This window comes from Citrobacter sp. wls827 (assembly GCF_005280875.1).
Lineage (GTDB): Bacteria > Pseudomonadota > Gammaproteobacteria > Enterobacterales > Enterobacteriaceae > Citrobacter > Citrobacter youngae.
This window is the reverse complement of the sequence record NZ_SZWR01000017.1, coordinates 338142-364732: the sequence shown is the minus strand read 5'-3', so window position 1 is coordinate 364732 and position 26591 is coordinate 338142. Positions and strand designations below refer to the sequence as shown.

The window sequence follows — 26591 nt, the reverse complement described above, 5'->3', positions numbered from 1 at the left end:
CCCGAACAATTGTTCGGGCTTGTCAATTTATTCGCTGAGTAGTGAGCATTCCTGCCAACATACCAACGACAATAAATTAAGTCGTGACAATAAAGGCATATAACCCGCGCAGAATAACGCAATGAGATTCACTTGTATAATTTTTATTTTATATATTTCCACAACAAAACATTCATGATAATTATCACCATTTCAGCAGAATTATTTATTTAAGGTTTTACTTAAGGCGTAACAATTCATATTTATCTCTTTACGGAACTTCTCCTTTAGCATGCTTTTACTCCCTACACGGGTAGTCACAGGTTAATAAAAAAACTAAAGGATTATTTCAATGAACAGAAAAGTATTGGCACTTGTAATTCCTGCACTGTTAGCGGCAGGCGCTGCTCACGCTGCTGAAGTTTATAATAAAGACGGCAACAAATTAGATCTCTATGGCAAAGTAGACGGCCTGCATTACTTCTCCGACGACGCCAACAGCGATGGCGATCAGACTTATATGCGTATGGGCTTCAAAGGTGAAACTCAGGTTAACGATATGATCACCGGTTATGGCCAGTGGGAATATCAGGTTCAGGCTAACGGTACTGAAAGCGGCGATAAAGGTGATTCCTGGACTCGTCTGGCCTTCGCCGGTATTAAAGTTGGCGACTACGGTTCATTCGACTACGGTCGTAACTACGGTGTACTGTACGACGTAGAAGGCTGGACCGATATGCTGCCAGAATTCGGTGGCGACTCCTATACCAAGGCTGATAACTTCATGACCGGTCGTGCTAACGGCGTAGCGACCTACCGTAACACCGACTTCTTCGGTCTGGTTGACGGTCTGAACGTTGCGCTGCAGTATCAGGGCGCGAACGAAAGTCAAAACGGGCAGGAAGGCACCAATAATAGTGGTGACCGTAATGTGAAGAACTCCAACGGTGACGGCTTCGGTATCTCCTCTACCTACGATCTGGGTATGGGCGTAAGCTTCGGTGCAGCATATACCTCTTCCGATCGTACCAACGAGCAGGTAAATCAATCCACTGCTGGCGGCGACAAAGCGGATGCGTGGACTGCCGGTCTGAAATACGACGCGAACAACATCTATCTGGCAACCATGTACTCCGAAACCCGCAATATGACTCCGTATGGCGGCTCAGACGGTCACGACAATACTATTGCCAACAAAACTCAGAACTTTGAAGTTACGGCACAATATCAATTCGACTTTGGTCTGCGTCCGGAAGTGTCTTTCCTGATGTCTAAAGGTAAGGATCTGACCATGCCAGGTACTGCAGCAAGCCCAGCAGGAACCAGCACAGACAAAGATCTGGTGAAATATGCTTCTGTAGGTGCAACTTACTACTTTAACAAAAACTTCTCCACCTATGTTGATTATAAAATCAACCTTCTGGATGAAGATGACCAATTCTACAAAGACAACGGTATCTCTACCGATGACGTTGTAGCACTGGGTATGGTTTACCAGTTCTAATCTGTCTCTGATAGCCCGCTGGCAACAGCGGGCTATCCTTTCTGTTATCGCAATTCTGTTTTATCCAGATCAAAACATTATATCTGTTGCGTTAAAATACACCTTTGATAGATGATATCTTGCATTAATACCTGTAGTAGAGGATACCTGCAATGAATCATCACCCCGTTAAATCATCCCGTATTGCATCCGTCGGCTATGACGAATCCTCTCGCACACTGGAAATTCGCTTTCATCAACTCACTACATTGCAGTATCAGCATGTCCCGGCGCGTATTTTTCGTGATTTCCTTAGCGTGGTCTCTAAGGGCCGATTTTATGATGGGGTTATAAAAGGGAAATTTCCTGAAATCAAAATAAAGTGATGCCAAAATGTGATCTTTGTCATTGTACATAAAGTGCCATTACGCGGTAAGCTTTAGATGGATACTTAAACAGGAGGTTTTATGAACAGAACGATTCTTGTACCCATCGATATTTCAGACTCAGAATTAACTCAACGCGTTATTGCCCATGTTGAAGCAGAGGCAAAAATTGACGATGCGCAGGTCCATTTTCTGACCGTTATTCCGTCACTGCCCTATTACGCTTCTCTGGGACTGGCCTACTCGGCAGAGTTACCGGCCATGGACGATCTGAAAGCCGAAGCAAAATCTCAACTGGAAGAGATTATCAAGAAGTTCAATATCCCAACGGACAGAGTGCATGTTCACGTTGCTGAAGGTGCACCAAAAGATAAAATCCTGGAGATAGCCAGGAAATTACCTGCAGATATGGTCATTATTGCGTCACACCGACCGGACATCACCACTTATCTGCTGGGCTCTAACGCCGCAGCCGTGGTGCGTCACGCGGAGTGTTCAGTTCTGGTGGTTCGCTAAGCTGTCTGGCCCGCACACCGTTGCGGGCTTTTTTGTTTCCTCTCTTTTACCCCGCGACTCCTGACCTAAATGTGCTGACATTTTTCCCGCTTATCCGTACCACACATGCCATAGTTTTTAGATCAGACTTTTTTAATACTTTCAGTCTGGCATCTGGCTGGAAGTTTCTGTGTGTGGGCGTTTTTCACAGTCAATGACGCGTGAAGATTATCTCGCCCTTCTCGCTGAAGAAGTCGAACGAGACATTCCATATGGTCCGTAACCGATCGGGCATTTCAACGCAGTACCAGGGACCAAAGTTCTGCTTCTGAGCGGACGTGAATTGCAGCCGACTGCTCCGTGACGGCTGATAAATTTATATGGCACGCCATGACGCGTGCCGTTGGGAATGTGAATAATCAAGGTGCCATACTTATTGACTCTTTATAACTACCGTTATGTCTATTGGCTCGGCTCGCTGGTTAACGTTTACATAACCGAGGATGCGTCCATGTCCAGTCGTCATTGAATCTTCCCCCTTTTCCGACGTTGTTACTATAATCCGGATTGTGCATTATCCAACCTACCACTCCCTGGCTTGTCCAGCCATCTGGACAGTTCTCTGCATTAGTAACTACCACAAACTTCAACGCAACTTTTTCTTTATTCGAATCATTTTCTAAAGATAATGTTTTTGCGGAAAGTTCAAAGCTACTCGCCTCAAGCTTGTCCACTCGGTTCGAAATGTTTTGAGCCATATCTATTGGCATTCTTTCATCTTGTGGTAAAAAAACAGTGTAGTTACCTAGATTGGTGGCCAGTGTTATTACTTGCTCTTCATACGTTTTAACCCCTGCCCCCTGTGCCTTAGCAATTCTCGAACAAGAAATGCTAATGCTTGGTTCAACTTTGGTGTACGTCTCTTCAGTTATATTTTTAAGCTGTCCATCAACTTGTGATTTACATAAAACACCATCATCAGGAGTAGGGAACAATCCTTTTAACTCTAATTTCGTTGCTGAACCGCTTTGCAAATAAAACACGACGGATTTTGCGTTTGGTATTTCATGCGTCACCACTGATCCAGTCGCAGCGATCCGCAAGCATGAGTCTATTGTTTCCAAAGACTTGGTGGCGATTTTCTCTTCGTACGAGAATTTTCTCTCGGCAGCAGTTGCTACTGACGAGTAATTTTTACAAAAATTTCTAAAGCCTTCTTCTGTCGAAGAATAACTTCCAGTAAATTTAATTGGGATGGCTTTTATCACCATATCCAACCCAATCCCGCCACCAGATGCTTTTGTGGAGCCACTCTGGTCACAATATTGGTCAAATGCACTATTTAGAAATGCTGACGACTGGCTCGATATATTATATTCTTTTAGGGTGTTGGCTAACCCGACACAGCTATTCATATCTGCAAATGAAATTAATGGGATGAAAGCCAGGCTTATAGAAAATATTTTTTCTGTTTTCATCGACTCACCCACGATATTGATTGCAAATTTAAAAACACTTAATTATATAATCGTTCACATTTCAATTACTGGAATAGTAGTTTTGTATGAATTTCATGAGCAACTTAAATACTCACGCGCTATCTAATGCATAATAAATCAGAATATCTCGGCGTATACCGTAGCGAGAGCATCTCCCTCTTTATCTGCCATTTTTGCTGTATTCCCTGCCCGGCAAAGAACAAAGTCCCCCTGCCATCTTTCGTATTGAGGTGATCCAACACCTCCATCAATTTTTCACTCCCGGCGTGCGGCGCGTGGTCGTCAAACAGGTTGAGCTGAGCCACACCCTGACTGAAGAAGCCGCCAAGAATAATTCCCGCTTTCTGGTATTGGTGGCCGTCGCGCTAAATCGCATCAAGGCAACGCGTAGCCGCGCTGATGATGGCCCGACTGTCTTGTGCTTCATTGAAGAGCTGTTGCCATAATAAGGTTCGTTAAGGGCAAACGGCGAGATTTTGACGAATGCTGACACAATCCGGCAGTATTGATGTTCACTACGCAACTTCTCCGCTACACGCGTAGCATAGCTGCAAATAGCCGGGGAAGTTATTTAATGCGATCAATGGTTAATTCAACTTTCATAATAGCCTTCATTGCATTTACTGTGTTTTTATACAGCATAACTGTACACAAAAATGATCAACGTTTTAAGAGCACAAATTGTTAATTTACTGCCAGTAGTAAAAAAAGAAAACCCGCCTTAGCGGGTTGAATTATCTATGCTTTAGTAAGGAGCGATTTCTTTCAGCTGGCAAAATCCAGGTAAATTAACACAAGCATGGGTTTCGACGAATGAAGACTAAATTTTCCAACTGCAGGAGATCATCCTCGTGGAACCGAATCAAGATCCAGATAGGGACATAGTAATATCAAGGCAGCAAGTCATTCTTTACCCTGCGGTGGCATAGCCGGTGGCATATACCAGCTATCTTTGGGCACCATCACACTGTTTTCCGGTTGCAGCACAAAGTTCGGGGACATAATCTGCACATTAAATTCATTGAAGACATCCTGAATATTGCTGTGCAGTTCGTTACGGGCATCTGCCAGCGACACGCCCGGTAACAGACATACTTGCAACTCGTAGGCGATATACCAGTCCATCAGATTCAATTGACGAACCAACGGTGGCTGTGAAAGATCAACGCCTTTGGCTCGCTTGCCCGCCAACTCGAGCATTGCATGGACCTGGCGCCAGGGAGTGTCATAACCAATAGTGACACCAACAGTCAGGTTGACACCTCCGTTAACGCTTTGTGAGCTCAAATTAGTAATTTTCCCGCTTACCACTACCGCATTAGGTACCGTGACCACATAATTTTCACGGGTGATGATCTTTGTCGCCAGCATACCGATTTCGCTTACCAGCCCCTCGTTATCAGCCACCCGGATCATGTCCCCTTTTCGCAGAGCGCGAGAGTAGATCAATACCAGCCCACTCATGGCGTGGTTCATAACCCCGGCCGAACCAAGTGTGAGCATCAGTCCAAAGAATACACTGATGCCTTTAAATGCCAAGGAATTAGCTCCGGGTAAAAAAGGGTAAGCTGCTGATAATGCAAAGAGCCATACCACCACAGATATCAACTTACGGGTGGCTCCTACTGTCTCTGGATGAATACCCGGCAATTGTAAACGCCCTGCTTCCACTTGGTTGAGTATCGCCTTTAACAGTTTCAGGATTAATGCTGTGATGAAGAAAATGATCAGTACGATCATTAACCCCGGCAGGGCCGAGACGATGGACAATGCAATCCCTTGCACCACGCGTACAGGCCAATCACCTAATGATTCTCCCCAGACGCGTGTCCAGGGAAACAGACCGAACACCCAACTGAGCCAGACATACAACGCCACGATGCCTATCAGAATTATTAGAATGGCATATAAGCGTGTTTCAATTGCGCCAATAAACCGTCTCCAGTGTTGGGGGATCAAGCTACGGTTCTCAATAATACGCCGACGATAAACTCGACTCACCCAGCGACAGGAACGGTATGAGCAGTACCAGAAAAGAACCAGTCCCAGGAATCCCACCGCAGTCTTCACTGCTGAAAGTACCAGCCAGCCACTGTTAAACTGATCGTTCAGCGCTTTTCGCTGCTTCTCCATGCGCCCCAGTACACGATGTGCCGCCTGATCGAGTGTGAGATCATCCCCTTCATCCAGGTCGCCTGCGCTAAGCAACATCACAGGTTTACCGTTCATCACGATAAGCCTTCCAGGTTGGTTATAACGGGTGACAGAAACGATTTTTAGCGGCTCACGCACATCGGTTTCAGTGAAGTTTCGCAATGTGTTACGGATACGTAGCACCCGCTCCTCCGGAGTGCTCAAACCGAACTTTGCCTGCAGCATCACTATCGGTTGATGGAAGATATATACTGTGCGTGCGCGTTCTTGCTCGGAGGGTTCCTGCCGGGGTTCAGCGGCAATCGATGTGAAAGCTATGATGGTAGTAAAGCAGGTTAAGAAAGCGAGCAGGACCCTTTTCATCACAAGCACCCCAAAGGCTAATTATCTTGTTATTGTCTGAATCAAAATAAGGTTTCACCCTCTCTTGAGCATAGACTAGCGTTTTGCTTATGCTACGCCTGTAACAAACGGTTTTATTTGTATTATCGGTGGAGTTAACTCAGCATTTTGGCTGGATTTAACGCAACAATCCCGTACAGTCATTCAACCTTATTGTAATTCAAAGCAACGCATACCTCCGTCCTTTCTGATACACACAGAGAACGCTCCTACCATTCCTGGGGAGCCGTAACGCTAAAAATTAATATGGTGATCATTATTATTTATGTATTTTATTTTCTCCAGCACATATCTAAAAAGACAAGATTTTAGGGGCGTTCATATGTTATACAAATAACATCCAAGTGATTATATTATTCGACGCCGCATTGTTACTTTAATGTTTCAATCAAATATAATTAATGTTTACGCAGAAAGTAAACATTAATTATATGTTATTTATTAAAGGAAATGAAAAGTGAGCGTTAATGTAAAAGTTAAAAGACCATGCTTAGGTATTCTTATTGTTTGTGCAGTCATTGCTGTTTCCGGATGCAGTTCTCTAATTGCAAAAGCAGAGAGAAATGCTGACGAACGTGCACAAAAATTTAGCAACGATGAACTGTGCAAACATGCTCGTGAAGACGGAAATATGTATTACGCAAAGGCGAACGCAAAATAAGCTGAACGCCGAAAAATAAAATGCAATTAAAACATAAAGTTATAAATTAATGGTGATGAGTATGAAGATTAAATATCTGGCAGTCCTGGCAGCAGTTAGTGTTCTGGCTGGTTGCGTATCAGAAGAACAACGTCTCGCACAATGTGAGGCAAAGGGTGTTAGCCGTGATGTGTGTTACCAGGAAGAGAAAGCGTACTGGCGTAACTACCAGTCAAACATGGCTACATTGAATGCATCATTATTTGCCATTACAACCACTTAATCTGGTGAACCAACTATCACGGTTTGTTTCAGCTCAGTTCTGAGACAACATCAGACATAAAGATCCCCTTGTGCTAAAGGGGATTGTATCGCTTAGGTATTCTTATTAAGTGATGGGTATTATGTTTTACTGCGGTGCTTCTGAAGGGCCGACCCTATAAGGGTGCAGCAAAATGAAAGAGACATACACGGTGAGCTGGCCGCTCTGACTTGGGAAGATGTAGACATGGCGGAGGGTACTGTCAAAGTCTGCCGCAACCTGACCATCATTGGGACTTTCGGACCACCAAAGACAGATGCCGGGATCAGGACGATAAACTACTGGAGCCAGCACTGGATGCGCTCAAAGTTCAGCGCGAAATGACTGCACGACAACCCAGGACAAAATAGTGTTCCACCATAGAGAGTACGGTAAGACTGAAAACCAACGCGTACACTTTTTATGCCCCGGATGCGAAAAGAAGAGCAAAAACCTTACTACTCTATGAGTAGCATCGGTGCGAGTTGGAACGCCGCTGTAAAACGTGCTGGTATTCGTCGCCGTAATCCGTACCATACGCGGCATACTTTTGCCTGCTGGCTATTATCGGCTGGAGCGAACCCATCATTTATAGCTAATCAGATGGGGCATGAAAACGTGCAAATGGTGTACGAAGTCTACAGTACATGGATTGAAGAAATGAATGGCGATCAGGTTGCAATGTTGAATAACAAACTAGCCCTGTGATGGAAGTTTGCCCCTTATATGCCCCTTTTGTTTTTTGAGAACGGTAAGAATGCAAGATAATCAACAAGTTACAAAGAAAGAACAATACAACCTGAACAAATTACAGAAACGCCTGCGTCGTAACGTAGGTGAAGCTATTGCCGATTTCAATATGATCGAAGACGGCGATCGCATTATGGTGTGTCTTTCCGGTGGGAAAGATAGCTACACCATGCTGGAAATCCTGCGGAATTTGCAGCAAAGCGCCCCAATCAGTTTCTCTTTGGTCGCCGTAAATTTGGATCAAAAACAACCGGGCTTCCCGGAGCACATCCTGCCGGAGTATCTGGAACAACTGGGTGTTGAGTATAAAATTGTCGAAGAAAATACCTACGGGATCGTCAAAGATAAAATTCCTGAAGGCAAAACGACCTGCTCTCTCTGTTCTCGTCTGCGCCGCGGCATTTTGTACCGCACGGCAACCGAATTAGGCGCCACCAAAATTGCGCTCGGACACCATCGCGACGACATCCTGCAAACGCTGTTTTTAAATATGTTCTACGGCGGGAAAATGAAAGGCATGCCGCCGAAGCTGATGAGCGATGATGGTAAACATATTGTGATCCGCCCGCTAGCCTATTGCCGCGAAAAAGATATCGAGCGCTTCTCTGAAGCGAAAGGTTTCCCGATTATTCCGTGCAACCTGTGTGGTTCACAGCCTAACCTGCAACGTCAGGTGATCGCTGATATGCTGCGTGACTGGGACAAGCGCTATCCAGGTCGTATTGAAACGATGTTCAGTGCGATGCAGAATGTGGTGCCTTCTCACCTGAGCGATATTAATCTGTTCGATTTTAAAGGCATCAAACACGGCTCAGAAGTGGTAGATGGCGGTGATCTGGCATTCGATCGTGAAGAGATCCCACTGCAACCAGCAGGCTGGCAGCCGGAAGAAGATGAAAACCAGTTAGATGAGTTGCGTCTGAACGTGGTGGAAGTGAAGTAATAGAGAGGATGCCGTATCCGGCCTACTGGACAAGGTATTATGTCAGTACCAGTAGGCCTGATAAGCGGAACGCCATCAGGCATTCCTACGGGCATTTATTTTAATAAACGAACCCGGCAGTTCTTACCTTTGATCTTACCGTTCTGCAGTTGCTTCCACGCTTTATGTGCCACAGACTGGCGAACGGCCACGTAGACATGCGCCGGATGAACGGCAATCTTGCCGATATCTGCCCCGTCCAGACCAATATCTCCGGTCAACGCCCCTAATACATCACCAGGCCGCATTTTAGCTTTTTTACCGCCATCGATGCACAGTGTCGCCATCTCAGCCTCCAGCGGCAGAATTGAACCATTACCCGGTGCGGGTAGCCAGTTCAGCTTCAGTTGCAGCATCTCGGACAAAATATTGGCACGTTGCGCTTCTTCCGGCGCACAGAAGCTAATCGCCAGGCCACTGTTACCCGCACGGGCAGTACGTCCAATACGGTGTACATGAACTTCCGGATCCCATGCCAGTTCAAAGTTAACCACCAGCTCGAGCGATTTAATATCCAGGCCACGCGCCGCCACATCGGTGGCAACCAGAACACGAGCACTGCCATTGGCAAAACGTACGAGCGTCTGGTCCCGATCGCGTTGCTCAAGATCGCCATGAAGCGATAATGCGCTTTGCCCGGCTGCGTTCAGTGCATCACAAACAGCCTGACAATCTTTTTTGGTGTTACAGAAAACCACACATGATGCCGGCTGATGCTGGCTAAGTAATTTTTGCAACAGCGGAATTTTGCCGTGTGAGGAGATTTCAAAGAATTGTTGTTCAATCGCTGGCAACGCATCGACTGTATCAATCTCAATCGTTAACGGATTGTTCTGCACGCGACCACTGATCGCGGCAATCGCTTCCGGCCAGGTTGCGGAAAACAGCAATGTCTGACGGGACGCTGGCGCAAAGCGGATTACGTCATCAATTGCATCACTAAATCCCATATCCAGCATCCGATCGGCTTCATCCATCACCAGCGTATTCAACGCATCAAGGGAGACGGTGCCTTTTTGCAGGTGGTCGAGTAAACGTCCCGGCGTGGCAACAATAATATGTGGGGCATGTTGCAGAGAATCACGCTGTGCGCCAAAGGGCTGGCCACCGCACAGCGTCAAAATTTTGGTATTTGGCAGAAAACGCGCCAAACGACGCAATTCACCGGCGACCTGGTCAGCCAGTTCGCGGGTTGGGCACAGCACCAGCGACTGAGTCTGAAACAGCGCAGCATCAATGTGTTGTAACAGGCCAAGACCAAACGCGGCCGTTTTGCCACTGCCGGTTTTTGCCTGCACACGAACATCTTTTCCTGCCAGGATTGCCGGCAACGCAGCGGCCTGAACAGGCGTCATTTCAAGATAACCCAGCTCATTAAGATTCTCGAGTTGGGCGGCAGGCAAAACATTCAGGGTTGAAAAAGCGGTCACAATTTAATCTCGCGGTAAAAACTCACATTCAGCAGGCGCGTATCCTCGCAGATCTGCGCCCGTGATGCGACAATTTAATCGGCTCTTCATCCGGTGACGGGTCCGGCATAGGTTGCGGACGAGGTATGGAGTCGGGAATCGGAACCGGGTCGGTGGGAACAGTATCGGAATGGGGACGTTGCAACTGCAACTGCAACGGGGCGAATAAGCAGGTCATATTACCCTCCAGTGAGTCAGACTGACCCTTTTAGGGTAGACGCTGGTTTCCTGCAGGCAAAAAAAAGCCGACTAATCTAAGTCGGCGTCGTACGAATCAATTGTGCTATGCAGTAATTCAAAAAAGGAAGTAAGACAATATGGAGCGCAACGCCCATCGCTTGACGTTGCATTCACCTGCGAGAGAGATATTGCCCCGAATAGGTAGATGGTTTATTGACCTCGCTCAAAAACTTCGCCGTTTTCACTCACGAAAGTCGATGAAAAACGTTGTTGTTACAACCATTTACTACGATGCAACCATAAAGTAACACCACCAATCAGGACAACTAACAGAATACAGAATAGCGAAAAACCAAACTGCCAGCCGCCACCGGGAATCCCCCCGAGATTGACGCCAAACAGCCCGGTTAAAAATGTGCTGGGCAGAAAAACCATTGCCATCAACGACATGGTATAGGTTCTTCGCGCCAGAGATTCCTGCATAACCTGAGCAATTTCATCCGCCATAATGCCCGTCCGGGCGATGCATGCGTCGATCTCATCCAACCCTCTTCCCAATCTGTCGGCGATATCCTGCATCCGACGTCGGTGATCGTCAGTCATCCACGGTAAACGTTCACTGGCCAGGCGCGCATAAACATCGCGCTGAGGGGCCATATAGCGCCGCATGACTATCAGTTGTTTGCGCAGCAATGCCAGAAAACCGCGAGGCGGGATCTGCTGATCCAGCAGGTTGTCTTCCAGATCGATAATTTTGTCATGCAATTGTTCGATAAACTCACTGGCATGATCGGTTAAGGCATCACAAACATCCACAAGCCAGCTACCACAGTCAGACGGTCCCGTCCCTTCCTGCAAGTCACTTACCACATCATCCAGTGCCAGCACTTTACGCTGACGTGTTGAGACAATCAGGCGTTCATCCATATATAAGCGCATGGCGACAAGCTGGTCAGGGCGTTCGTCGGTGCTGCCATTAATACAGCGTAACGTAATCAGCGTCCCTTCCCCGACCCGGCTTACGCGCGGGCGAGTACTTTCTCCCGCCAGTGCATCACGCACATTATTAGGAAGCAGAGGCGTTGTCGCCAGCCATTGCGCGCTATCAGAATGGGTGTAATTAAGATGCAGCCAGCACGGATGCGCACTGTCGATAACATCGTTGTCTTCCAGCGGTTTCACGCCACCGCGACCATCCAGCAGCCAGGCAAACACGGCATCCGGCACATTAACTTCGGTTCCCTTAATGGCTTCCACAGCGCCTCCATAAACATTCAAACTTTTCGTTAGTCTAGTCTTCAGTATATGTTAAGCAATATCGCATTGTCCCATTATGCTGAAATGATTCATAAAAGTGTTCAAGAAAATAAAAAGCGCCGACGGGTTCGGCGCTGTGGCGAGCAGATGTTGAATCTTAATATGAAGAACTGCATTTAACCCGTTGATGTAGTCCGGAGACAGGAGAATCTCGATGCAAGATCGTGGTTGTTTCGACAGATATATTTTTACTTAAGCGAAATTTATGTGTACGTGACAGAAGATCATTCACCTGACTTTTCAGGATACCGGACGAATCAGATAACTCATCGACCATGCTGACATTACTTTGCGTCACGTTTTCCAGTTCGGCAAGAGCCTGGGTAATTCTGGTGATCCCGTTTTCCTGTTCCCGTGTGGTTGTTAATATCTCCGCCATCAGCTGATTTAATTGCCCTGCACCACCCACAATATCCTGCATGTTTTTTTCGGCTTCACGTACAACCGCCGCACCCTGCTGGACATTGTGATGCGTTTCATCGATAAGCCGTTTAATACTTTTTGCCGCTTCTGCGCTACGATGTGCCAATATTCTCACTTCACCTGCAACGACAGAAAAACCTTTGCCATGTTCACCAGCCCTCGCCGCCTCAACCGCCGCATTCAATGCCAGAATATTCGTCTGGAATGCAATACCATCTATTAACGCGATAATTTCAGTCATCTGCTGAGCGCAGTCGGTGATCGAGCGCATATTGGTGGCGACCTGCACCATTAAATCGCCCCCCTGGCGAGCAGATTGTGTCGCAATATTTGCCTGGGCGCTCGCCATGTGCGTATTGTCTGCATTATTGCGCGTACTAACCGCTATCTCATCCATATTCGCAGCTGTTTGCATTAACGCGCCAGACTGCTGTTCCGTTTTTACTGACAGTTCAGCGCTACGCTCCGCGAGTTGTTCAGAAAGCGTCATCACGGTCCGCGAAGAGGATCTGATCTCACTGACTAACGTGGAAATATTACTCGCCAGACTGTTAATTCCCGGAATAAGTCTGCCAGCACAATTATTACCGAACTCAGGAATACTCATTGCCAGATTCCCTGTAGTCACCTCTTCAATGCTTTCTTTTACCGTATTAATCGGCACGACGAGATATTTTGTCATATACCACCATAAATATAATAGTGAAATAGTACAAACCACATCAGTGCCAATAATGACATTAAATCCTGCAGATAATATTACCTCTACGATATTGAGGGCCACTACGGTACATACCAGAAATAAAGTAATAAACGTCCTGACGCTTATATTATTTAACATTTTAATCCTGCCTGCCAAAGAATAACGCGGAGTATTATTTTTTATAGCACCTGCAATGCAGATTGCCATTCCGCGATACCGAAAGTTCCACTTTCAATGAGAGCATGCCGCCTTTTCACTTAAAGCACACTATCACACCACCAGTTTACATTAGTCTGGTTATTTATCCCGCATAAGCTGGCGTTCACGCCAGTTGCCAGACTATTGTCACCCAGTGCACAATGCGAACAAAAATACGCCAAATCATAAACTCAGTGAATGTTTTCATAAGCAAACATCACATACTCCACCGTTATAGCGGCTCAGACTAATACTGCTGACAGGAAACTAAGAACGCGCCTGGTTTTACCAGGTTAACTGGACAGAATCTGCTAGATTTATCATCACGGTTTTTTATCGATGGGTAGTAAGATGTTGCACGTGTCATGGGACCCTGTACTGATTGGGATTTCCTTTGTTGTCGCATTCATTGCTTCGTTTATTGCCCTCGATAGCGCAGGGAAAGTGGCGATCTCTAGTCGTCGGGAATCGACTTTCTGGCGTTTATCTGGCGGGGCAACGCTGGGGATGGGGATCTGGTCGATGCATTTTATTGGCATGCTGGCCATGAAAATGAGTATGCCAATTAATTATCACTTTTCACTCACGGCATTTTCTTTTTTGATCGCACTCATTTCCGCGACGCTTGCCATCAATATTGCGATATCAGGTCAAACGCTTTCGGCCAGGCGGCTTATTGTTGCAACAAGCCTATTAAGCACCGGTGTTGTGACCATGCACTACGTTGGCATGGTCGCTATCGTTGAACATGTTGCTATCCGCTGGCAGTTCTCACTCATTTTGCTTTCCGTGGTCATTGCCATTATCGCGTCAGGGATCGGCCTGTGGTTAGCTTTTCATTTGCGGCAAAATACCCGACGCGCATTAATAAACCGACTTATTGCCGCTCTGGTAATGGCGCTGGCGATCGCCTCAATGCATTACACCGGGATGGGGGCGGCCACCTTCACGCATTTCGGTCACACTGCGCATGATGGACTGAGCACGCTGGAACTCTCTATCTGGGTCTGCGCCGTCACGCTGGTGATTCTGGGTATTATGCTGGTCATTTCGATGGTGGATTCTCAGCTACGCACCTCAAGACTGGCCGATAATCTGCATCAACTGAACTGCCAGCTTGAGCACCAGGTCCACTTCGATGCGCTGACCGGCCTTGCCAATCGAACGCAAATAGACGTCTGCTTACAGACCTGCCTGCGTCATTCCAAACTGCATCAACAACACTTCGCCCTGGTCTTTATCGACCTTGATCGATTCAAAATCGTAAACGACACCTGGGGCCATCACATTGGCGATCAGTTGCTTATCTCCAGCACACAACGCATATACAACTGCCTTGAGGACACCATGACGCTGGCGAGGCTGGGTGGTGATGAATTTATCCTGCTGGTGCCAAACAGCAACCGGGAAGCAATTTCGGTGCTGATGACCCGTATTGCCAGCGCCGTCAAAGAACCTTTTACACTGTTTGGACATACCATTCGCGTTTCGTTAAGCGCGGGAAGCAGTCTTTATCCCGAACACGGCTCAACGTTACATGAGCTAAAAGTTAAAGCCGATACTGCGATGTATCATGTCAAACAGGCTGGCAGAAACGGCTGGGCGATTTATACCCCAGAGATGGAGGCTATCGCCGATACGCCGCCAACGTTCTTGCAGGAACTGTCGCAAGCGCTTGAGCGGAATCAATTTGAATTATGGTATCAGCCTAAATACACCGCCGGGGATCGCTCTCTGACGGGTTTTGAGGCGTTGTTACGCTGGCATCATCCTGAACGCGGCATTCTGCTGCCAGCTGAATTCCTGCCCGCACTTGAAGAAACAGGCCTGATTATTCCTGTCGGCACCTGGGTTCTCCAGCAGGCATGCAGTCAGTTATATCAATGGAAGTCACAAGGCCACACGGAGTGGACCCTTGCCGTTAATCTGTCACCAGCCCAGTTTGAACAACCTGATATTGTCGATATAGTCTGCAACGCCCTGGCACAATATCAGCTTTCACCAGCACATCTCACGCTGGAACTGACTGAAAGTACGGCACTTAAAAATTTAAAACGCAGCGTAGAAGTCCTGAACGCGTTTGCCGATTTGGGGATCACCGTTTCTATTGATGATTTTGGCACCGGCTATTCAAATATATTGATGCTGAAATCACTTCCGGCACGAGAATTAAAAATCGACAGAATATTTGTCAAAGATATTAGTGAAAACAGCAAAAATACAAAAATCGTGTCTACTATTATAGACATAGCGCACTCTATGAATATGCGCGTTGTGGCAGAGGGTATAGAGACCCAGGAGCAGGAAACGCTGTTAACCCAGATGGGCTGCGGTGTGCTGCAAGGCTTCCTGTATGCGAAACCGCTGCCAGCACATAAAATCTATGACTTGATACAAACTGAAAACGCCACAAAAGTAAAACCAACGGTACAACCCTTGTCTCACCGACAATCAATAACATTGTGAGATTGCATAATTAAAAAAATTCGCCAATAAACCGGCAACACAGCATATGAAGATAACGGGATTATCGATGAGCATAAACGAGCTGCATTCACTGGATTTATTAACCATTCCGGTCTGGATCGTTTCGCCACATACCGAAGAACTGGTGTTCGCCAATACCGTTGCACGGGAACTTATGCAGGCCCCGTGTTTCCCCCCTCTCAGAAAAGGCACATTCTCCACGCACGCACAAAATGATTTACCTATGTATCTTAGTGATTTGCGAAATCATCATGACATTGTAGAGATACTCACGGTTTACCGCGAAAGCGAGGAAATCGCGCTGGCCTGTCGTTTGTCCATCAGGACGCTTCAGGATATAGGTGATGTTATCCTCTATGAAGGCATTGAAACACCGACAGCGCAAGGTCTGAAAGCCAGCCGCTCTGCCACCTATCAGCGGAAAAAACAAGGATTCTATGCCCGTTTTTTCCAGACTAACTCAGCACCCATGTTGCTTATTGATCCGTCACGCGACGGATTGATTGTGGATGCAAATCTCAGTGCCCTGAATTTCTATGGCTATGATCATGACGTGATGTGTCAGAAGCATACCTGGGAAATCAATATGCTGGGGCGCCATATATTGCCGATAATGCATAAAATTGCGCATCTTCCTGGTGGCCATAAGCCCTTACATTTTGTCCACAGACTTGCCGATGGAAGCACCCGTCACGTACAAACCTATGCCGGACCTATCGAAATCTACGGCAATAAGCTGATGCTGTGCATTGTTCACGATATTACCGAGCAAAAACGTCTGGAACTGGAACTGGAACGCGCCGCCTTGCATGACGCGTTAACCGGATTACTCAACCGGCGGCATTTTTATCAGATAACTGAGCCAGCGCAGACACACACAACATCGTTAACGCAGGATTACAGTTTGCTGCTAATCGACACCGACCGGTTTAAAAGCATCAACGATCTTTTCGGGCATTTAAAAGGGGATGATGTACTTTGCGCGTTGGCACGCACCCTGGAATCCTGTGCAAGAAAAGACGATCTGGTTTTTCGTTGGGGGGGAGAAGAGTTTGTACTGCTTTTGCCACGCACGTCTTTAGATGCAGCACTTAATCTCGCTGAAGTAATACGCGCGACGGTAGCCAAGGTGAGCCTCCCTGGCCTTCCCCGCTTTACTGTCAGTATTGGTGTGGCGCGACACGAAGCCAATGAAAGTATTGATGAGTTATTTAAACGCGTGGACGACGCATTGTACAAAGCCAAAAATGAAGGCAGAAACAGAGTGCTGGCTGCCTGATGACTACCCTGTCTAGCGACTACGTTTAGCGTGGCGTTCCCAGTTCTCCTGTTTCGCCAGCGCCGTTTTACATAACGCCACATAACATGCCCCGCTGCCGCCATGATGCGGCAGTGCGGTGCAGAAAGCCTGCACATCATCAAACTCCGTTAACCAACGCGCGACGTAGCTACGAACGATGTTGGCATGGGAGTTATCATCACGACCCTTACCGTGAATCACCAGGACGTTGCGCAACCCATCCTGCTGTGCCTGTAAAATAAAGCTAAATAGCATCTGGCGGCAGGTTTCAACGGGCTGTCGCACAAGATTAAGGCTTGCTTGTTGCGGATATTTCCCGGTGCGCAGCTTGTCAGTCACGCCATGCTGTAACCCTTCACGACGAAACTCCAGCGGAACGCTCAGCGGGACGATATCCAGAAAACCTGTCGAGAGAAAGTTATCCAGCTGCAGCGTATCAATACGTGCCGGAGCGCGAAGATTACGCGTTGGCTGCCAGTGAACATCGGCGCATCCCTTCAGTGGTTGAACATCCCCCATGGCGTCAAGAAACAGCGATGCATCATCATGGTTCATGTTTCATCCTCCAGCGATTTTACGACGGTCATTATCATAACCGCGCACTATTATACCGACAACGGTTTACGGTTATTTCCAATAACGCACCGTTCGACATTCCTTTACCTCCACAAGTTAAGATCCGTTTTTGGGGGTATAGAAACGACTATCACTGACATGATAATGTGTAACCCCGCCTGTAATGAGAAAAACGGATGCTGAACTTACTTGAAGACATCATTGCAACACCCCTAGGCCCGTTGTGGGTAATTTGTGATGAGCAATTTCGCCTGCGTGCGGTTGAATGGGATCAACATCGCGATCGTATGGAACAATTACTCGATATTCATTATCGTTCCGAGGGTTATCAGCGTATTGCTGCCAAAAACCCCGGAGGGCTAAGCGATAAGCTGGCAGAGTATTTTGCGGGAAATCTCAGCATTATAGATACGCTTGAAACCGCAACAGCGGGAACCCCTTTCCAACGCGAGGTCTGGAAAGCGTTACGTTCTATCCCCTGCGGGCAGGTCATGCATTATGGACAACTGGCTGAACAACTGGGGCGCCCCGGTGCCGCCAGAGCCGTTGGTGCGGCTAATGGTTCCAATCCTGTCAGCATCGTCGTCCCGTGCCACCGCGTGATTGGACGGAATGGCACAATGACTGGCTATGCGGGTGGCGTGCAGCGAAAAGAGTGGTTATTGCGCCATGAAGGCTATCTGCTACTCTAGAATCCAGGCAATTAATGCCTTATTCATCACACTTCCACACAATGCATCCCCAAATAAAGTGCGGTTAATCAGATAGATACAAACATTCAACTCGCTTATGCCTGAATTATTCTCTATTGGGAGTAGCTCAGGCTTACGTGCTCACCAAAAAGATGTTAAAATTGACAAATATCAATTACGGCTTGAGCAGACCTATGATCCCGGAAAAGCGAATTATACGGCGCATTCAGTCTGGCGGTTGTGCTATCCATTGCCAGGATTGCAGCATCAGCCAGCTTTGCATCCCGTTCACACTTAACGAGCATGAGCTTGACCAGCTCGATAACATTATCGAGCGCAAAAAGCCTATCCAAAAGGGGCAGACGCTCTTTAAAGCAGGTGACGAGCTTAAGTCACTCTATGCTATCCGTTCCGGAACGATAAAAAGCTATACCATTACCGAACAAGGCGATGAGCAAATCACCGGTTTCCACTTAGCGGGCGACCTGGTTGGTTTTGACGCGATTGGCAGCGGTCATCACCCAAGCTTTGCCCAGGCGCTGGAAACGTCAATGGTATGCGAAATTCCTTTCGAAACCCTGGATGACCTGTCCGGCAAAATGCCGAACCTGCGTCAACAGATGATGCGTCTGATGAGTGGCGAAATCAAAGGCGACCAGGACATGATCCTGCTGTTGTCGAAGAAGAATGCTGAAGAGCGCCTGGCGGCCTTTATCTACAATCTGTCCCGCCGTTTTGCCCAGCGAGGCTTCTCTCCGCGCGAATTCCGTCTGACAATGACCCGTGGCGATATCGGTAATTACCTCGGCCTGACGGTTGAAACCATTAGCCGCCTGCTGGGCCGCTTCCAGAAAAGCGGTATGCTGGCGGTGAAAGGTAAATATATCACTATTGAGAATAGCGATGCGCTGGCCGTCCTTGCTGGCCACACGCGTAACGTTGCGTAACCTTCTCAGTTAACCTTCTGTCAAATTGCTAAATTACCCCAATTTAATGGTTTGGCAGAAGGCTCTTCTGCTCTGATTTAATTAAAATATAAACACTATAAGTGTACTCAATATAAATATTCCCATCATTAATGCTGTCACAATAACTACGGTTAAAAACTCTTTCCTGCCTGGTAGCATAAAAAGCCTCTGAGGTGATTCAATATAATAACCAAACTATTCCATGGTCAGACATTTACTTCTGTAAATAATCCAATATTCTCAGCCAAGATAATGACGCAGGATAGCAGCGGTCAGCACACCAATAGCAACGGTGACAGGCATAGGAAAACGTAATGCGGCGATCAGTGTTAAACCTAATGCGATAAGATCGGCAGGGTTTCCGGACGCAAAATAAGGTGCGATAAATGCCAGCATGACGCATCCTGGCGATGATTTAAGAACGGCCATCGATCTGGGGGATAACACCCGATTGCGCAATATCATGTACGACGCAATACGTGTCGCATAGGTGGTCAGAGCCATCAGGAGGATGGCGAACAGCGTTTGCTGGTCTGGCATTATTTATCCCCCTGCAACCATGCAACCACTAATCCCACCAACGGACCTGCCATGACATACCAAACACCGGGGACATAATGATAAACCGCAACCGCAACAATCAGGCTGGCAAACCACGGTATCGCTTTGCGAAAACCGCTCCACATGCCCCTGACAAGCACAAGGAATACAGCGGGAAAAGCCATATCAAAACCGTAGTGATGAACATCGCCAAGCACAGGGCCGATTAACGCGCCTAACGTGGTACAACCTACCCACATAATATAAAAAGAAAAAGAAGCGGCTAAATAATAAGGCATACTAAAATGAGGAACATTATTAATGCTTCTTTTATATGCATCACTATAACTTAACGCCCAACTTTCATCAGTCATAAAAAAAAGTGCAGGTAAAACTTTACGCTTAGAAAAACGCATCAACAGCGGAACAAGAGTTGCCCCCATCAGAATATGTCTGCTATTAACCAGGAATGTAACTGCCATAATAAGAAAAATATGGGGAGGTGAAGTCCAGATTTGTATTGCTGCAAATTCAGATCCACCAGCGAAATTTAATCCCGTCATTAGCGGAACAGCTAAACCATTGAGTCCTTTATGGCTGGCCTGGGCCCCCAAAACCAGAGCAAAAGGAATCACGCCAAGTAAAACGGGAAAACCGTCTTTCAACCCACGGACAACGTCTTTTCTAATACTATCAATAGCTGTCGGATCATCTGCAGATCCTGCGCCATCTATACTTTCACTCATATTTTTCACACTCATACCCGATGCCTGTTCTGACCCATTTTGATACTGGCGTCAGAATAGAATGTGTGACACTATTAGTAAATATAAATAGTGTCACATTACACTTATGGTGATCCGATGCGTGAGCGTTCTCCCTGGCAGCCAAGACTGTCCAGCAATGCGACATCTCCAACAGAACAATTAGTTGAGGCCCTGGCCGAAGATATCCTCTCAGGATCGCTTCAGCATGGCGCCCGCTTACCAGCCCACCGTAATTTAGCGGACACATTGGGTATCGGGCTTGGCACCGTAACGAAAGCCTATGGGATCCTTGAGAAACGTGGACTTGTCAGAAGTGTGAAAGGAAGCGGGATGTTTGTAGCACTAGCAAATTCGCGTGGTCAGACCGTCATCGATTTGTCGCAAAATACCCCCCCGGCTGCGCTAAGCTCGCGTTCACTCAGCGCGACACTTTCGGCAATCGCTCGCCGTCCGGATATGGACATGTTCAACACTTACGCGCCGGCAGCCGGCCATGACGAACACCGTCGCCTGATGGCTCGCTGGTTCAACAGGCTGGGAATGCCCGCTGATTATCGCCAACTCATTATTACCAGCGGAGCGCAACATGCGCTTTCAGTGGCGTTATCAACGGTATGCGAACCTTTTGGGACCCTTTATGTGGAGGCGCAAACGTATTCCGGACTGATCCAACTTTCACGGCTGTTAAAACTGAGACTGGTTGGCATTCCGATGGATGACGAAGGGATGGATGTTTCAGTATTGGAGAAAATGCTGGATGCCAGCGATGACAAACGCAGTGCGGTATATGTCACTCCCCTGCTACAAAGCCCTTCGACGCGCATAATGAGTCTTGCCCGGCGAAAAGACCTGATACGCGTTTGCCGTGCAAACGCATCATTTATTATCGAAGATGATGTCTATCGACTCACCCGTAATATTGAACTCCCACAAATTGCCCGATTAGCACCGGATATCACTTTGTATGTAAATAGCTTATCAAAAATACTGAACCCCACGTTACGCATCGGCGGACTTCTGCTGCCTGAACAGTTATATTCCCGAGCTGAATCCATGCTCAGGGCAACGGCAATGATGGTTTCCCCGATAAGTTGCGCGATCATGGAGCAATGGTTACTTGATGGTACTGCGGAAACCGTAACCTCTGCGATAGAACACGAAACAGTTCGCCGCTATGAATTAGCCTTTTCTATTTTAGGTGAGCATCTTTATCGCTCCGGGCATCCCAGCTTTCACCTCTGGTTGCCACTGGCTCGCGAAAGCGTACAGCCGTTCTACGAAGCAGCCTTAGCGGCAGGGATCAAAGTTACCTCACCCGTATCAACAGAGGTCAACCCGTTATCCGAGCAGTCAGGTATCCGACTGTGCATTGGTGGGCCGGAGATCGAACAACTTCACCGGGCACTCTTAACTCTTAAAGAGATTGCCGGGCAGTTGAAACGTCCACACGTCCAAACTTTTTCCGTGTAGTGCGCAAGCACAATAGAAACAACGGAAAATGGTTTAAATTGAGCGGGATGTGGGGAAAAGCTGGAGATTTCCCCAGTTTATTGATCTGGCAAGAGGTTCTCCCCTGTTTCAATCCACATTATTGGGTTACTCTTTTAAATACAAACTGCGGTGACAGTTGTAAGGAGACCCTGTATGGCTATGTATCAAAACATGCTGGTAGTCATCGATCCAAACCAGGACGATCAACCAGCATTACGGCGAGCTGTTTATTTGCATCAACGGATTGGTGGCAAAATTAAAGCCTTTTTGCCGATCTATGACTTTTCCTACGAGATGACCACCCTGCTGTCGCCGGACGAGCGTACGGCAATGCGTCAGGGGGTCATCAGCCAGCGAACTGCATGGATACGTGAACAAGCGAAATACTATATCGAAGCAGGGATCCCGCTTGATATTAAAGTGGTCTGGCACAACCGTCCCTTTGAAGCCATCATCCAGGAAGTGATCAGCGCTAAGCATGACCTGGTGCTCAAAATGGCACACCAACACGATCGCCTTGAAGCCGTAATTTTCACACCAACTGACTGGCATTTGTTGCGTAAATGTCCAAGCCCGGTATGGATGGTCAAAGATCAGCCGTGGCCGGAAGGTGGTAAAGCGCTGGTAGCGGTGAACCTCGCCAGTGAAGAGGCATATCACAATGCACTCAACGAAAAACTGGTCAAAGAAACGTTGCAGCTCGCAGAACAGGTTAACCATACCGAAGTACACCTTGTGGGCGCCTATCCTGTAACGCCTATCAACATTGCGATTGAGCTACCTGAATTTGATCCCAGCGTGTACAACGACGCCATCCGTGGACAACATCTGCTGGCCATGAAGGCATTACGCCAGAAATTCAGTATTGATGAAAAAGTTACACACGTTGAAAAAGGATTGCCTGAAGAGGTCATCCCGGATTTAGCTGAGCATTTACAGGCGGGTATCGTGGTACTCGGCACCGTTGGGCGCACCGGCATATCAGCTGCGTTTTTGGGGAATACCGCAGAACAGGTTATCGACCATCTGCGTTGCGACCTGCTGGTTATCAAACCGGATCAGTACCAGACCCCGGTTGAACTGGACGACGAAGAAGACGATTAACCCTGTAGCAAAATGCCGGATGGCGATGTCATCCGGCATGACATGTTCTTAGTGCTTCTCCTCGCCTCCGAGGAAATAGATACCGAGCGGAATAGCCAGCAAAATAGTAAAAACCATACTGTAGACGCAAATCATTGCGGATTGAATGGCATACATCGAAGCTGTCCAGTCGGAAAGCGGAATGTCATACTGTTCAATGACACCACCAATCGTCGCGCGCGTCACAACCGATGCCGCAATAATAAATACCCCAAGCAGACATAACAGAAACTTCCGTCCCTTCGCTGTCTTCAGCTTAGCCATGATCATAATATCGTCCTTATGCAGATGAATACCGTATTACTTTGCAGCAACAATACCATGACATCAACTCACTGTCTGCTACATACGCCACACTCAAACTTGACATGCGTACTATTCGCCTGAAAATAACGCTGATTGTATTATTTCGCTCTCCTTTTGATGAATGATCTGACAGCCTGAACTAGGTAAAATATCCGCTGATGAAGGATGTCAGATGATATTTAGCTAACACGGAGTGACCTGGGAGAATCATGATCGCTGAACTGTTTATAAATAATGCGTTTAATTTAACGGTAATTCTCAGCAGCTGTGCAGCGTTAGTCCTGATGAGCGTGTGGTTTCATCGTAGTGAAAAACACTGCAAAGGATTCATATTCCACGCAGCACAGTTTTTTGTTTATGCCATTATCATTGGTACGTTTGGCACTATTGCGAATAACGTCATCGATAGTTATAAGCTGAAATTTATCTCCCCAAGCGTGGTCGACTTTATCTGTACCTCGTTGATTGCGTTGATCCTGACGATAAAACTCTTTCTGGTCATCAACCAGTTTGAAAAAACGCAGATTAGTAAGGGCAGAGATATCACCAGTGCGAGGATCATGTCACGCATCATTAAGATTACAATCGTCGTCGCCATCATCTTGCTGTACGGTGAGCATTTTGGCATGAGCCTGTCAGGGCTGTTAACGTTCGGCGGCATCGGCGGTATCGCTGTCGGTATGGCAGGTAAAGATATCCTGAGCAATTTTTTCTCTGGCATTATGCTCTACTTCGACAGGCCGTTTAGCATCGGTGACTGGATCCGCTCTCCGGACCGAAATATCGAAGGTACGGTAACGGAAATCGGCTGGAGAATGACCAAAATAAACACCTTCGACCACCGTCCGTTATACGTGCCGAACTCAATTTTCTCTTCCATCAGTGTAGAAAACCCGGGGCGGATGAGTAATCGACGAATCAAAACGGTGATCGGGTTACGTTATGAAGATGCTGATAAAATTGGCGCAGTTGTCGAGTCGGTCAGAAAAATGTTGCAAAATCATCCCGGAATAGATCAAAAACAAACCCTGCTGGTCTATTTTAATGAATTTGCCGATTCATCACTGAATATCATGGTGTATTGCTTCACGAAAACCACCGTGTGGCAGGAGTGGCTTGCTGTACAACAAGATGTGTACTTGAAAATTATTACAATAGTTCAGGAAAACGGTGCTGACTTTGCGTTCCCCAGTCAGACGTTGTATATGGATAACGCCGAGGCACAACCTTCTGCCCACTAACCAAAATCAAGACGCGGATACCCGCGTCTTTCATCTGTTCGCTGTCTGCTGAAAGCACAACATCACTGCCCCCGGGCGTCTGGCATCAGCTTCTTTGCCTGGCGACCGCGTGAATAACGTAACATCAGCCCCCAATGCTTTAGCAATCTTGATCGCCATGTGTCCCAAGCCACCCAACCCAACAACAGCGACTTTACTCCCCTGCCCAACCTGCCAGTGACGCAACGGCGACCATGTGGTGATACCGGCACACAACAACGGTGCAGCACCACGTAAGTCGATTCCTTCCGGCACCTTCACGACGAACAAAACTGTGCGGGACCAGATCTTCTTTCACCGCCAGCGCGGCATAACCCTTCACGTTCATGGCTATTTCGATCTCCTCAGAGATAAAGTGCACCTCAACCAGCATAGCTCAGGGCAACAGGTTGTACTCGGCGTCAGCGACCGGCTCCAGCCATTCATTCGATGCGCCTGCTACCGGGATTTCTACCGCAATATGGGCAAACCAGCTATCACGTGCAGCTCCGTGCCAGTGTTTCATTCCCGCCGGAATATGAACCACATCACCCGTTTTCAGTTCTCGCGCAGGTTGATTCCACGCCTGGTACCAGCCTCTGCCGCCAGTCACCAGCAGAATTTGACCGCCCTGATGATGAATGTGCCAAAAATTACGGCAGCCAGGTTCAAATGCAACGTTACCAATCACCACTCCTTCCATTGAAAGCATGGTCAGATAGCTGGTCCCGGTGAAGTACTTCGCATAGGCTTCATTTTTCTCTCCCCGGGGGAAGACGCTGTTGCCATCAAATTGTTCGTTCATCATGACTCCTGCTGGGGTATTAGCTAACGGAATTCCTTAAATACATTCATCAAGAACTGCACGGGCATTTTCTGCAATCTCAGCACCACAGTGCTGCTTAAGTAGCGCAGTAAACGCGATAAGTTGCTCAGGGCGGAACCCAACATTCAGGCTGATCGCGAAGTGACTTTTCAGTTGGCTGTTCACGCCGCCCAGTACGGCTAACGCAGAGACGGTTGCCAGTTCACGAGTCGGCCAGTCCAGCACATCGCGCTGAAAAATATCGCCAAACAGATGTGCTTTAAGCCAGGTATCAATGGCAGGGGCAAAATCAAACAGCGGACCGCTAACCGGCTGTCCAACCAGTTGGGTTTGCGTTTGGCTCCCCGCCAGCAGGCTGTTCCAGTCAACAGGTTGCGGCGTAGTGGATTTCCCTTCTGGATCCACAATCCCTTTTCTTTGCGGACTTTCACTACCGACATCAGGCACGACAGGCCATTCAGGCTACGGGGAAAACCACAGTACGCGTAAAGCTGCTGTAAAACCTCTTTCACTTCATTCAGCGTTAGTCCTGCATCTAACCCTGCATTAAGCGCTGCCTCCAGCTTATCTGGCTGTCCTGTGGCAGTGAATGCTGCAATGGGGACAACTGCCAGTTGTCTGGCATTCAAATGATTTGACATGTTCGATTCTCCGGGGAGGCGACAGTCTCTGCCGCCGAATGCTGAAAACGCAAAAATTATAGAGGCTCAGCGTATCGACGATTAGAGGGTTAAATAAGGACAAACCTATGAAGACAAGTCATGAATAGCGCTATTCACAATGTGGCAGTACAGCGCTGTCCGTCACATCCACTTGCGGTGCATCCAATTTCACGGGCCAGCGACTCATATGCTGGATAAACTCGACACATGAAA

At 47.5% G+C, this 26591-nt stretch carries 23 protein-coding genes and 5 pseudogenes; 15 read left to right on the top strand and 13 right to left on the bottom strand.

From position 1 onward, the window contains the following. The first annotated feature begins 331 nt into the window (after window positions 1-331). The 4 genes and pseudogenes from ompC to FDX03_RS22830 form a co-directional block, all read left to right on the top strand. On the top strand, window positions 332-1483 hold the full coding sequence (ompC, locus tag FDX03_RS12320; protein ID WP_061067975.1) for a porin OmpC: 1152 nt from the start codon (window positions 332-334) through the stop codon (window positions 1481-1483). Between the two features lie 152 nt (window positions 1484-1635). Continuing rightward, the gene (locus FDX03_RS12315) at window positions 1636-1848 is read left to right on the top strand and encodes a KTSC domain-containing protein (protein WP_071887345.1); all 213 of its coding nucleotides are present in this window, start codon (window positions 1636-1638) and stop codon (window positions 1846-1848) included. Window positions 1849-1929: 81 nt separating this feature from the next. Further along, window positions 1930-2364, top strand: coding sequence for a universal stress protein UspF (gene uspF / locus FDX03_RS12310; protein WP_005126652.1), 435 nt, complete (start codon window positions 1930-1932; stop codon window positions 2362-2364). A gap of 169 nt (window positions 2365-2533) precedes the next feature. Continuing rightward, window positions 2534-2686, top strand: a pseudogene (locus FDX03_RS22830) (SOS response-associated peptidase); the annotation flags it as partial. 139 nt (window positions 2687-2825) lie between these two features. Here FDX03_RS22830 and FDX03_RS12300 read toward each other — a convergent pair. From FDX03_RS12300 to FDX03_RS12290, 3 genes and pseudogenes are all read right to left on the bottom strand, one after another. Beyond that, window positions 2826-3821, bottom strand: coding sequence for a hypothetical protein (locus FDX03_RS12300; protein WP_137345978.1), 996 nt, complete (start codon window positions 3819-3821; stop codon window positions 2826-2828). Between the two features lie 119 nt (window positions 3822-3940). Continuing rightward, window positions 3941-4401 (bottom strand): annotated as a pseudogene (locus FDX03_RS12295) (DUF4113 domain-containing protein); the annotation flags it as partial. 344 nt (window positions 4402-4745) lie between these two features. Further along, the gene (locus FDX03_RS12290; protein WP_061067977.1) at window positions 4746-6359 is read right to left on the bottom strand and encodes a mechanosensitive ion channel domain-containing protein; all 1614 of its coding nucleotides are present in this window, start codon (window positions 6357-6359) and stop codon (window positions 4746-4748) included. A gap of 496 nt (window positions 6360-6855) precedes the next feature. Here FDX03_RS12290 and FDX03_RS12285 point away from each other — a divergent pair, with 496 nt between their 5' ends. From FDX03_RS12285 to ttcA, 4 genes and pseudogenes are all read left to right on the top strand, one after another. Then, entirely contained in the window at window positions 6856-7059 is a 204-nt protein-coding gene (locus FDX03_RS12285; protein ID WP_137345977.1) for a hypothetical protein, read from the top strand. A gap of 61 nt (window positions 7060-7120) precedes the next feature. Next, window positions 7121-7321, top strand: coding sequence for a hypothetical protein (locus FDX03_RS12280; protein WP_233606925.1), 201 nt, complete (start codon window positions 7121-7123; stop codon window positions 7319-7321). 186 nt (window positions 7322-7507) lie between these two features. Beyond that, window positions 7508-8047 (top strand): annotated as a pseudogene (locus FDX03_RS12275) (site-specific integrase); the annotation flags it as partial. A 49-nt stretch (window positions 8048-8096) separates the two neighbouring features. Further along, a complete protein-coding gene (gene ttcA / locus FDX03_RS12270) occupies window positions 8097-9032 on the top strand; it encodes a tRNA 2-thiocytidine(32) synthetase TtcA (protein ID WP_061067980.1) in 936 nt (311 codons plus the stop codon). Between the two features lie 95 nt (window positions 9033-9127). Here ttcA and dbpA read toward each other — a convergent pair whose 3' ends face one another. From dbpA to FDX03_RS12250, 3 genes are all read right to left on the bottom strand, one after another. After that, window positions 9128-10501 carry an ATP-dependent RNA helicase DbpA gene (gene dbpA / locus FDX03_RS12265; RefSeq protein WP_061067981.1) on the bottom strand — a complete coding sequence of 458 codons (1374 nt, stop codon included), beginning with the start codon at window positions 10499-10501 and terminating at the stop codon, window positions 9128-9130. A gap of 492 nt (window positions 10502-10993) precedes the next feature. Then, window positions 10994-11977, bottom strand: coding sequence for a zinc transporter ZntB (gene zntB, locus FDX03_RS12255; RefSeq protein WP_061067982.1), 984 nt, complete (start codon window positions 11975-11977; stop codon window positions 10994-10996). A gap of 157 nt (window positions 11978-12134) precedes the next feature. Then, window positions 12135-13301: a methyl-accepting chemotaxis protein gene (locus tag FDX03_RS12250; RefSeq protein WP_249357047.1), complete on the bottom strand. Its 1167-nt coding sequence runs from the start codon at window positions 13299-13301 to the stop codon at window positions 12135-12137. 411 nt (window positions 13302-13712) lie between these two features. Here FDX03_RS12250 and FDX03_RS12245 point away from each other — a divergent pair, with 411 nt between their 5' ends. Together FDX03_RS12245 and FDX03_RS12240 are read left to right on the top strand one after the other, a co-directional pair. Continuing rightward, the gene (locus FDX03_RS12245; protein ID WP_137345974.1) at window positions 13713-15827 is read left to right on the top strand and encodes a bifunctional diguanylate cyclase/phosphodiesterase; all 2115 of its coding nucleotides are present in this window, start codon (window positions 13713-13715) and stop codon (window positions 15825-15827) included. A gap of 67 nt (window positions 15828-15894) precedes the next feature. Continuing rightward, complete coding sequence (locus tag FDX03_RS12240; protein WP_048211544.1) at window positions 15895-17127, top strand: sensor domain-containing diguanylate cyclase; 1233 nt, start codon at window positions 15895-15897, stop codon at window positions 17125-17127. A 12-nt stretch (window positions 17128-17139) separates the two neighbouring features. Here FDX03_RS12240 and smrA read toward each other — a convergent pair whose 3' ends face one another. Continuing rightward, entirely contained in the window at window positions 17140-17703 is a 564-nt protein-coding gene (gene smrA / locus FDX03_RS12235) for a DNA endonuclease SmrA (protein ID WP_137345973.1), read from the bottom strand. A 197-nt stretch (window positions 17704-17900) separates the two neighbouring features. Between smrA and ogt the strand changes: the two genes are divergently transcribed. After that, a complete protein-coding gene (gene ogt / locus FDX03_RS12230) occupies window positions 17901-18416 on the top strand; it encodes a methylated-DNA--[protein]-cysteine S-methyltransferase (protein ID WP_048211542.1) in 516 nt (171 codons plus the stop codon). Between the two features lie 194 nt (window positions 18417-18610). Continuing rightward, entirely contained in the window at window positions 18611-19363 is a 753-nt protein-coding gene (fnr, locus tag FDX03_RS12225; RefSeq protein ID WP_003020397.1) for a fumarate/nitrate reduction transcriptional regulator Fnr, read from the top strand. Window positions 19364-19624: 261 nt separating this feature from the next. On the opposite strand, the gene FDX03_RS12220 is transcribed toward fnr, so the two are convergent. Together FDX03_RS12220 and FDX03_RS12215 are read right to left on the bottom strand one after the other, a co-directional pair. Continuing rightward, window positions 19625-19924 carry an AzlD family protein gene (locus tag FDX03_RS12220; RefSeq protein WP_061067985.1) on the bottom strand — a complete coding sequence of 100 codons (300 nt, stop codon included), beginning with the start codon at window positions 19922-19924 and terminating at the stop codon, window positions 19625-19627. Beyond that, window positions 19924-20685, bottom strand: coding sequence for an AzlC family ABC transporter permease (locus tag FDX03_RS12215; protein ID WP_249357046.1), 762 nt, complete (start codon window positions 20683-20685; stop codon window positions 19924-19926). The genes FDX03_RS12220 and FDX03_RS12215 overlap by 1 nt, the downstream gene beginning before the upstream one ends. Window positions 20686-20787: 102 nt before the next feature. Here FDX03_RS12215 and FDX03_RS12210 point away from each other — a divergent pair, with 102 nt between their 5' ends. Together FDX03_RS12210 and uspE are read left to right on the top strand one after the other, a co-directional pair. Then, window positions 20788-22161 carry a PLP-dependent aminotransferase family protein gene (locus FDX03_RS12210; protein ID WP_137345972.1) on the top strand — a complete coding sequence of 458 codons (1374 nt, stop codon included), beginning with the start codon at window positions 20788-20790 and terminating at the stop codon, window positions 22159-22161. A gap of 174 nt (window positions 22162-22335) precedes the next feature. Beyond that, complete coding sequence (gene uspE, locus FDX03_RS12205) at window positions 22336-23286, top strand: universal stress protein UspE (RefSeq protein WP_005126626.1); 951 nt, start codon at window positions 22336-22338, stop codon at window positions 23284-23286. Between the two features lie 48 nt (window positions 23287-23334). Here uspE and FDX03_RS12200 read toward each other — a convergent pair whose 3' ends face one another. Beyond that, on the bottom strand, window positions 23335-23595 hold the full coding sequence (locus FDX03_RS12200) for a DUF2534 family protein (protein WP_048211538.1): 261 nt from the start codon (window positions 23593-23595) through the stop codon (window positions 23335-23337). Window positions 23596-23840: 245 nt separating this feature from the next. Here FDX03_RS12200 and FDX03_RS12195 point away from each other — a divergent pair, with 245 nt between their 5' ends. Next, on the top strand, window positions 23841-24872 hold the full coding sequence (locus FDX03_RS12195; RefSeq protein ID WP_048211537.1) for a mechanosensitive ion channel family protein: 1032 nt from the start codon (window positions 23841-23843) through the stop codon (window positions 24870-24872). Between the two features lie 22 nt (window positions 24873-24894). Here the strand turns inward: FDX03_RS12195 and FDX03_RS23320 are convergent. The 3 genes and pseudogenes from FDX03_RS23320 to FDX03_RS12180 all read right to left on the bottom strand — a co-directional run. Continuing rightward, window positions 24895-25178: pseudogene (locus FDX03_RS23320) on the bottom strand (zinc-binding dehydrogenase); the annotation flags it as partial. Between the two features lie 109 nt (window positions 25179-25287). After that, entirely contained in the window at window positions 25288-25695 is a 408-nt protein-coding gene (locus tag FDX03_RS12185; RefSeq protein WP_048211535.1) for a cupin domain-containing protein, read from the bottom strand. A gap of 36 nt (window positions 25696-25731) precedes the next feature. Further along, a pseudogene (locus tag FDX03_RS12180) lies at window positions 25732-26357 on the bottom strand (carboxymuconolactone decarboxylase family protein). Window positions 26358-26591 lie beyond the last annotated feature (234 nt).

Excerpts from the sequence above, each read along its gene's own strand:
- ompC (WP_061067975.1), top strand. The coding sequence starts at position 332 with ATGAACAGAAAAGTATTGGCACTTGTAATTCCTGCACTGTTAGCGGCA.
- FDX03_RS12315 (WP_071887345.1), top strand. The coding sequence starts at position 1,636 with ATGAATCATCACCCCGTTAAATCATCCCGTATTGCATCCGTCGGCTAT.
- uspF (WP_005126652.1), top strand. The coding sequence starts at position 1,930 with ATGAACAGAACGATTCTTGTACCCATCGATATTTCAGACTCAGAATTA.
- FDX03_RS12300 (WP_137345978.1), bottom strand. The coding sequence starts at position 3,821 with ATGAAAACAGAAAAAATATTTTCTATAAGCCTGGCTTTCATCCCATTA.
- FDX03_RS12290 (WP_061067977.1), bottom strand. The coding sequence starts at position 6,359 with ATGAAAAGGGTCCTGCTCGCTTTCTTAACCTGCTTTACTACCATCATA.
- FDX03_RS12280 (WP_233606925.1), top strand. The coding sequence starts at position 7,121 with ATGAAGATTAAATATCTGGCAGTCCTGGCAGCAGTTAGTGTTCTGGCT.
- ttcA (WP_061067980.1), top strand. The coding sequence starts at position 8,097 with ATGCAAGATAATCAACAAGTTACAAAGAAAGAACAATACAACCTGAAC.
- FDX03_RS12250 (WP_249357047.1), bottom strand. The coding sequence starts at position 13,301 with ATGTTAAATAATATAAGCGTCAGGACGTTTATTACTTTATTTCTGGTA.
- FDX03_RS12245 (WP_137345974.1), top strand. The coding sequence starts at position 13,713 with ATGTTGCACGTGTCATGGGACCCTGTACTGATTGGGATTTCCTTTGTT.
- FDX03_RS12240 (WP_048211544.1), top strand. The coding sequence starts at position 15,895 with ATGAGCATAAACGAGCTGCATTCACTGGATTTATTAACCATTCCGGTC.
- smrA (WP_137345973.1), bottom strand. The coding sequence starts at position 17,703 with ATGAACCATGATGATGCATCGCTGTTTCTTGACGCCATGGGGGATGTT.
- ogt (WP_048211542.1), top strand. The coding sequence starts at position 17,901 with ATGCTGAACTTACTTGAAGACATCATTGCAACACCCCTAGGCCCGTTG.
- fnr (WP_003020397.1), top strand. The coding sequence starts at position 18,611 with ATGATCCCGGAAAAGCGAATTATACGGCGCATTCAGTCTGGCGGTTGT.
- FDX03_RS12220 (WP_061067985.1), bottom strand. The coding sequence starts at position 19,924 with ATGCCAGACCAGCAAACGCTGTTCGCCATCCTCCTGATGGCTCTGACC.
- FDX03_RS12215 (WP_249357046.1), bottom strand. The coding sequence starts at position 20,685 with ATGAGTGTGAAAAATATGAGTGAAAGTATAGATGGCGCAGGATCTGCA.
- FDX03_RS12210 (WP_137345972.1), top strand. The coding sequence starts at position 20,788 with ATGCGTGAGCGTTCTCCCTGGCAGCCAAGACTGTCCAGCAATGCGACA.
- uspE (WP_005126626.1), top strand. The coding sequence starts at position 22,336 with ATGGCTATGTATCAAAACATGCTGGTAGTCATCGATCCAAACCAGGAC.
- FDX03_RS12200 (WP_048211538.1), bottom strand. The coding sequence starts at position 23,595 with ATGATCATGGCTAAGCTGAAGACAGCGAAGGGACGGAAGTTTCTGTTA.
- FDX03_RS12195 (WP_048211537.1), top strand. The coding sequence starts at position 23,841 with ATGATCGCTGAACTGTTTATAAATAATGCGTTTAATTTAACGGTAATT.
- FDX03_RS12185 (WP_048211535.1), bottom strand. The coding sequence starts at position 25,695 with ATGAACGAACAATTTGATGGCAACAGCGTCTTCCCCCGGGGAGAGAAA.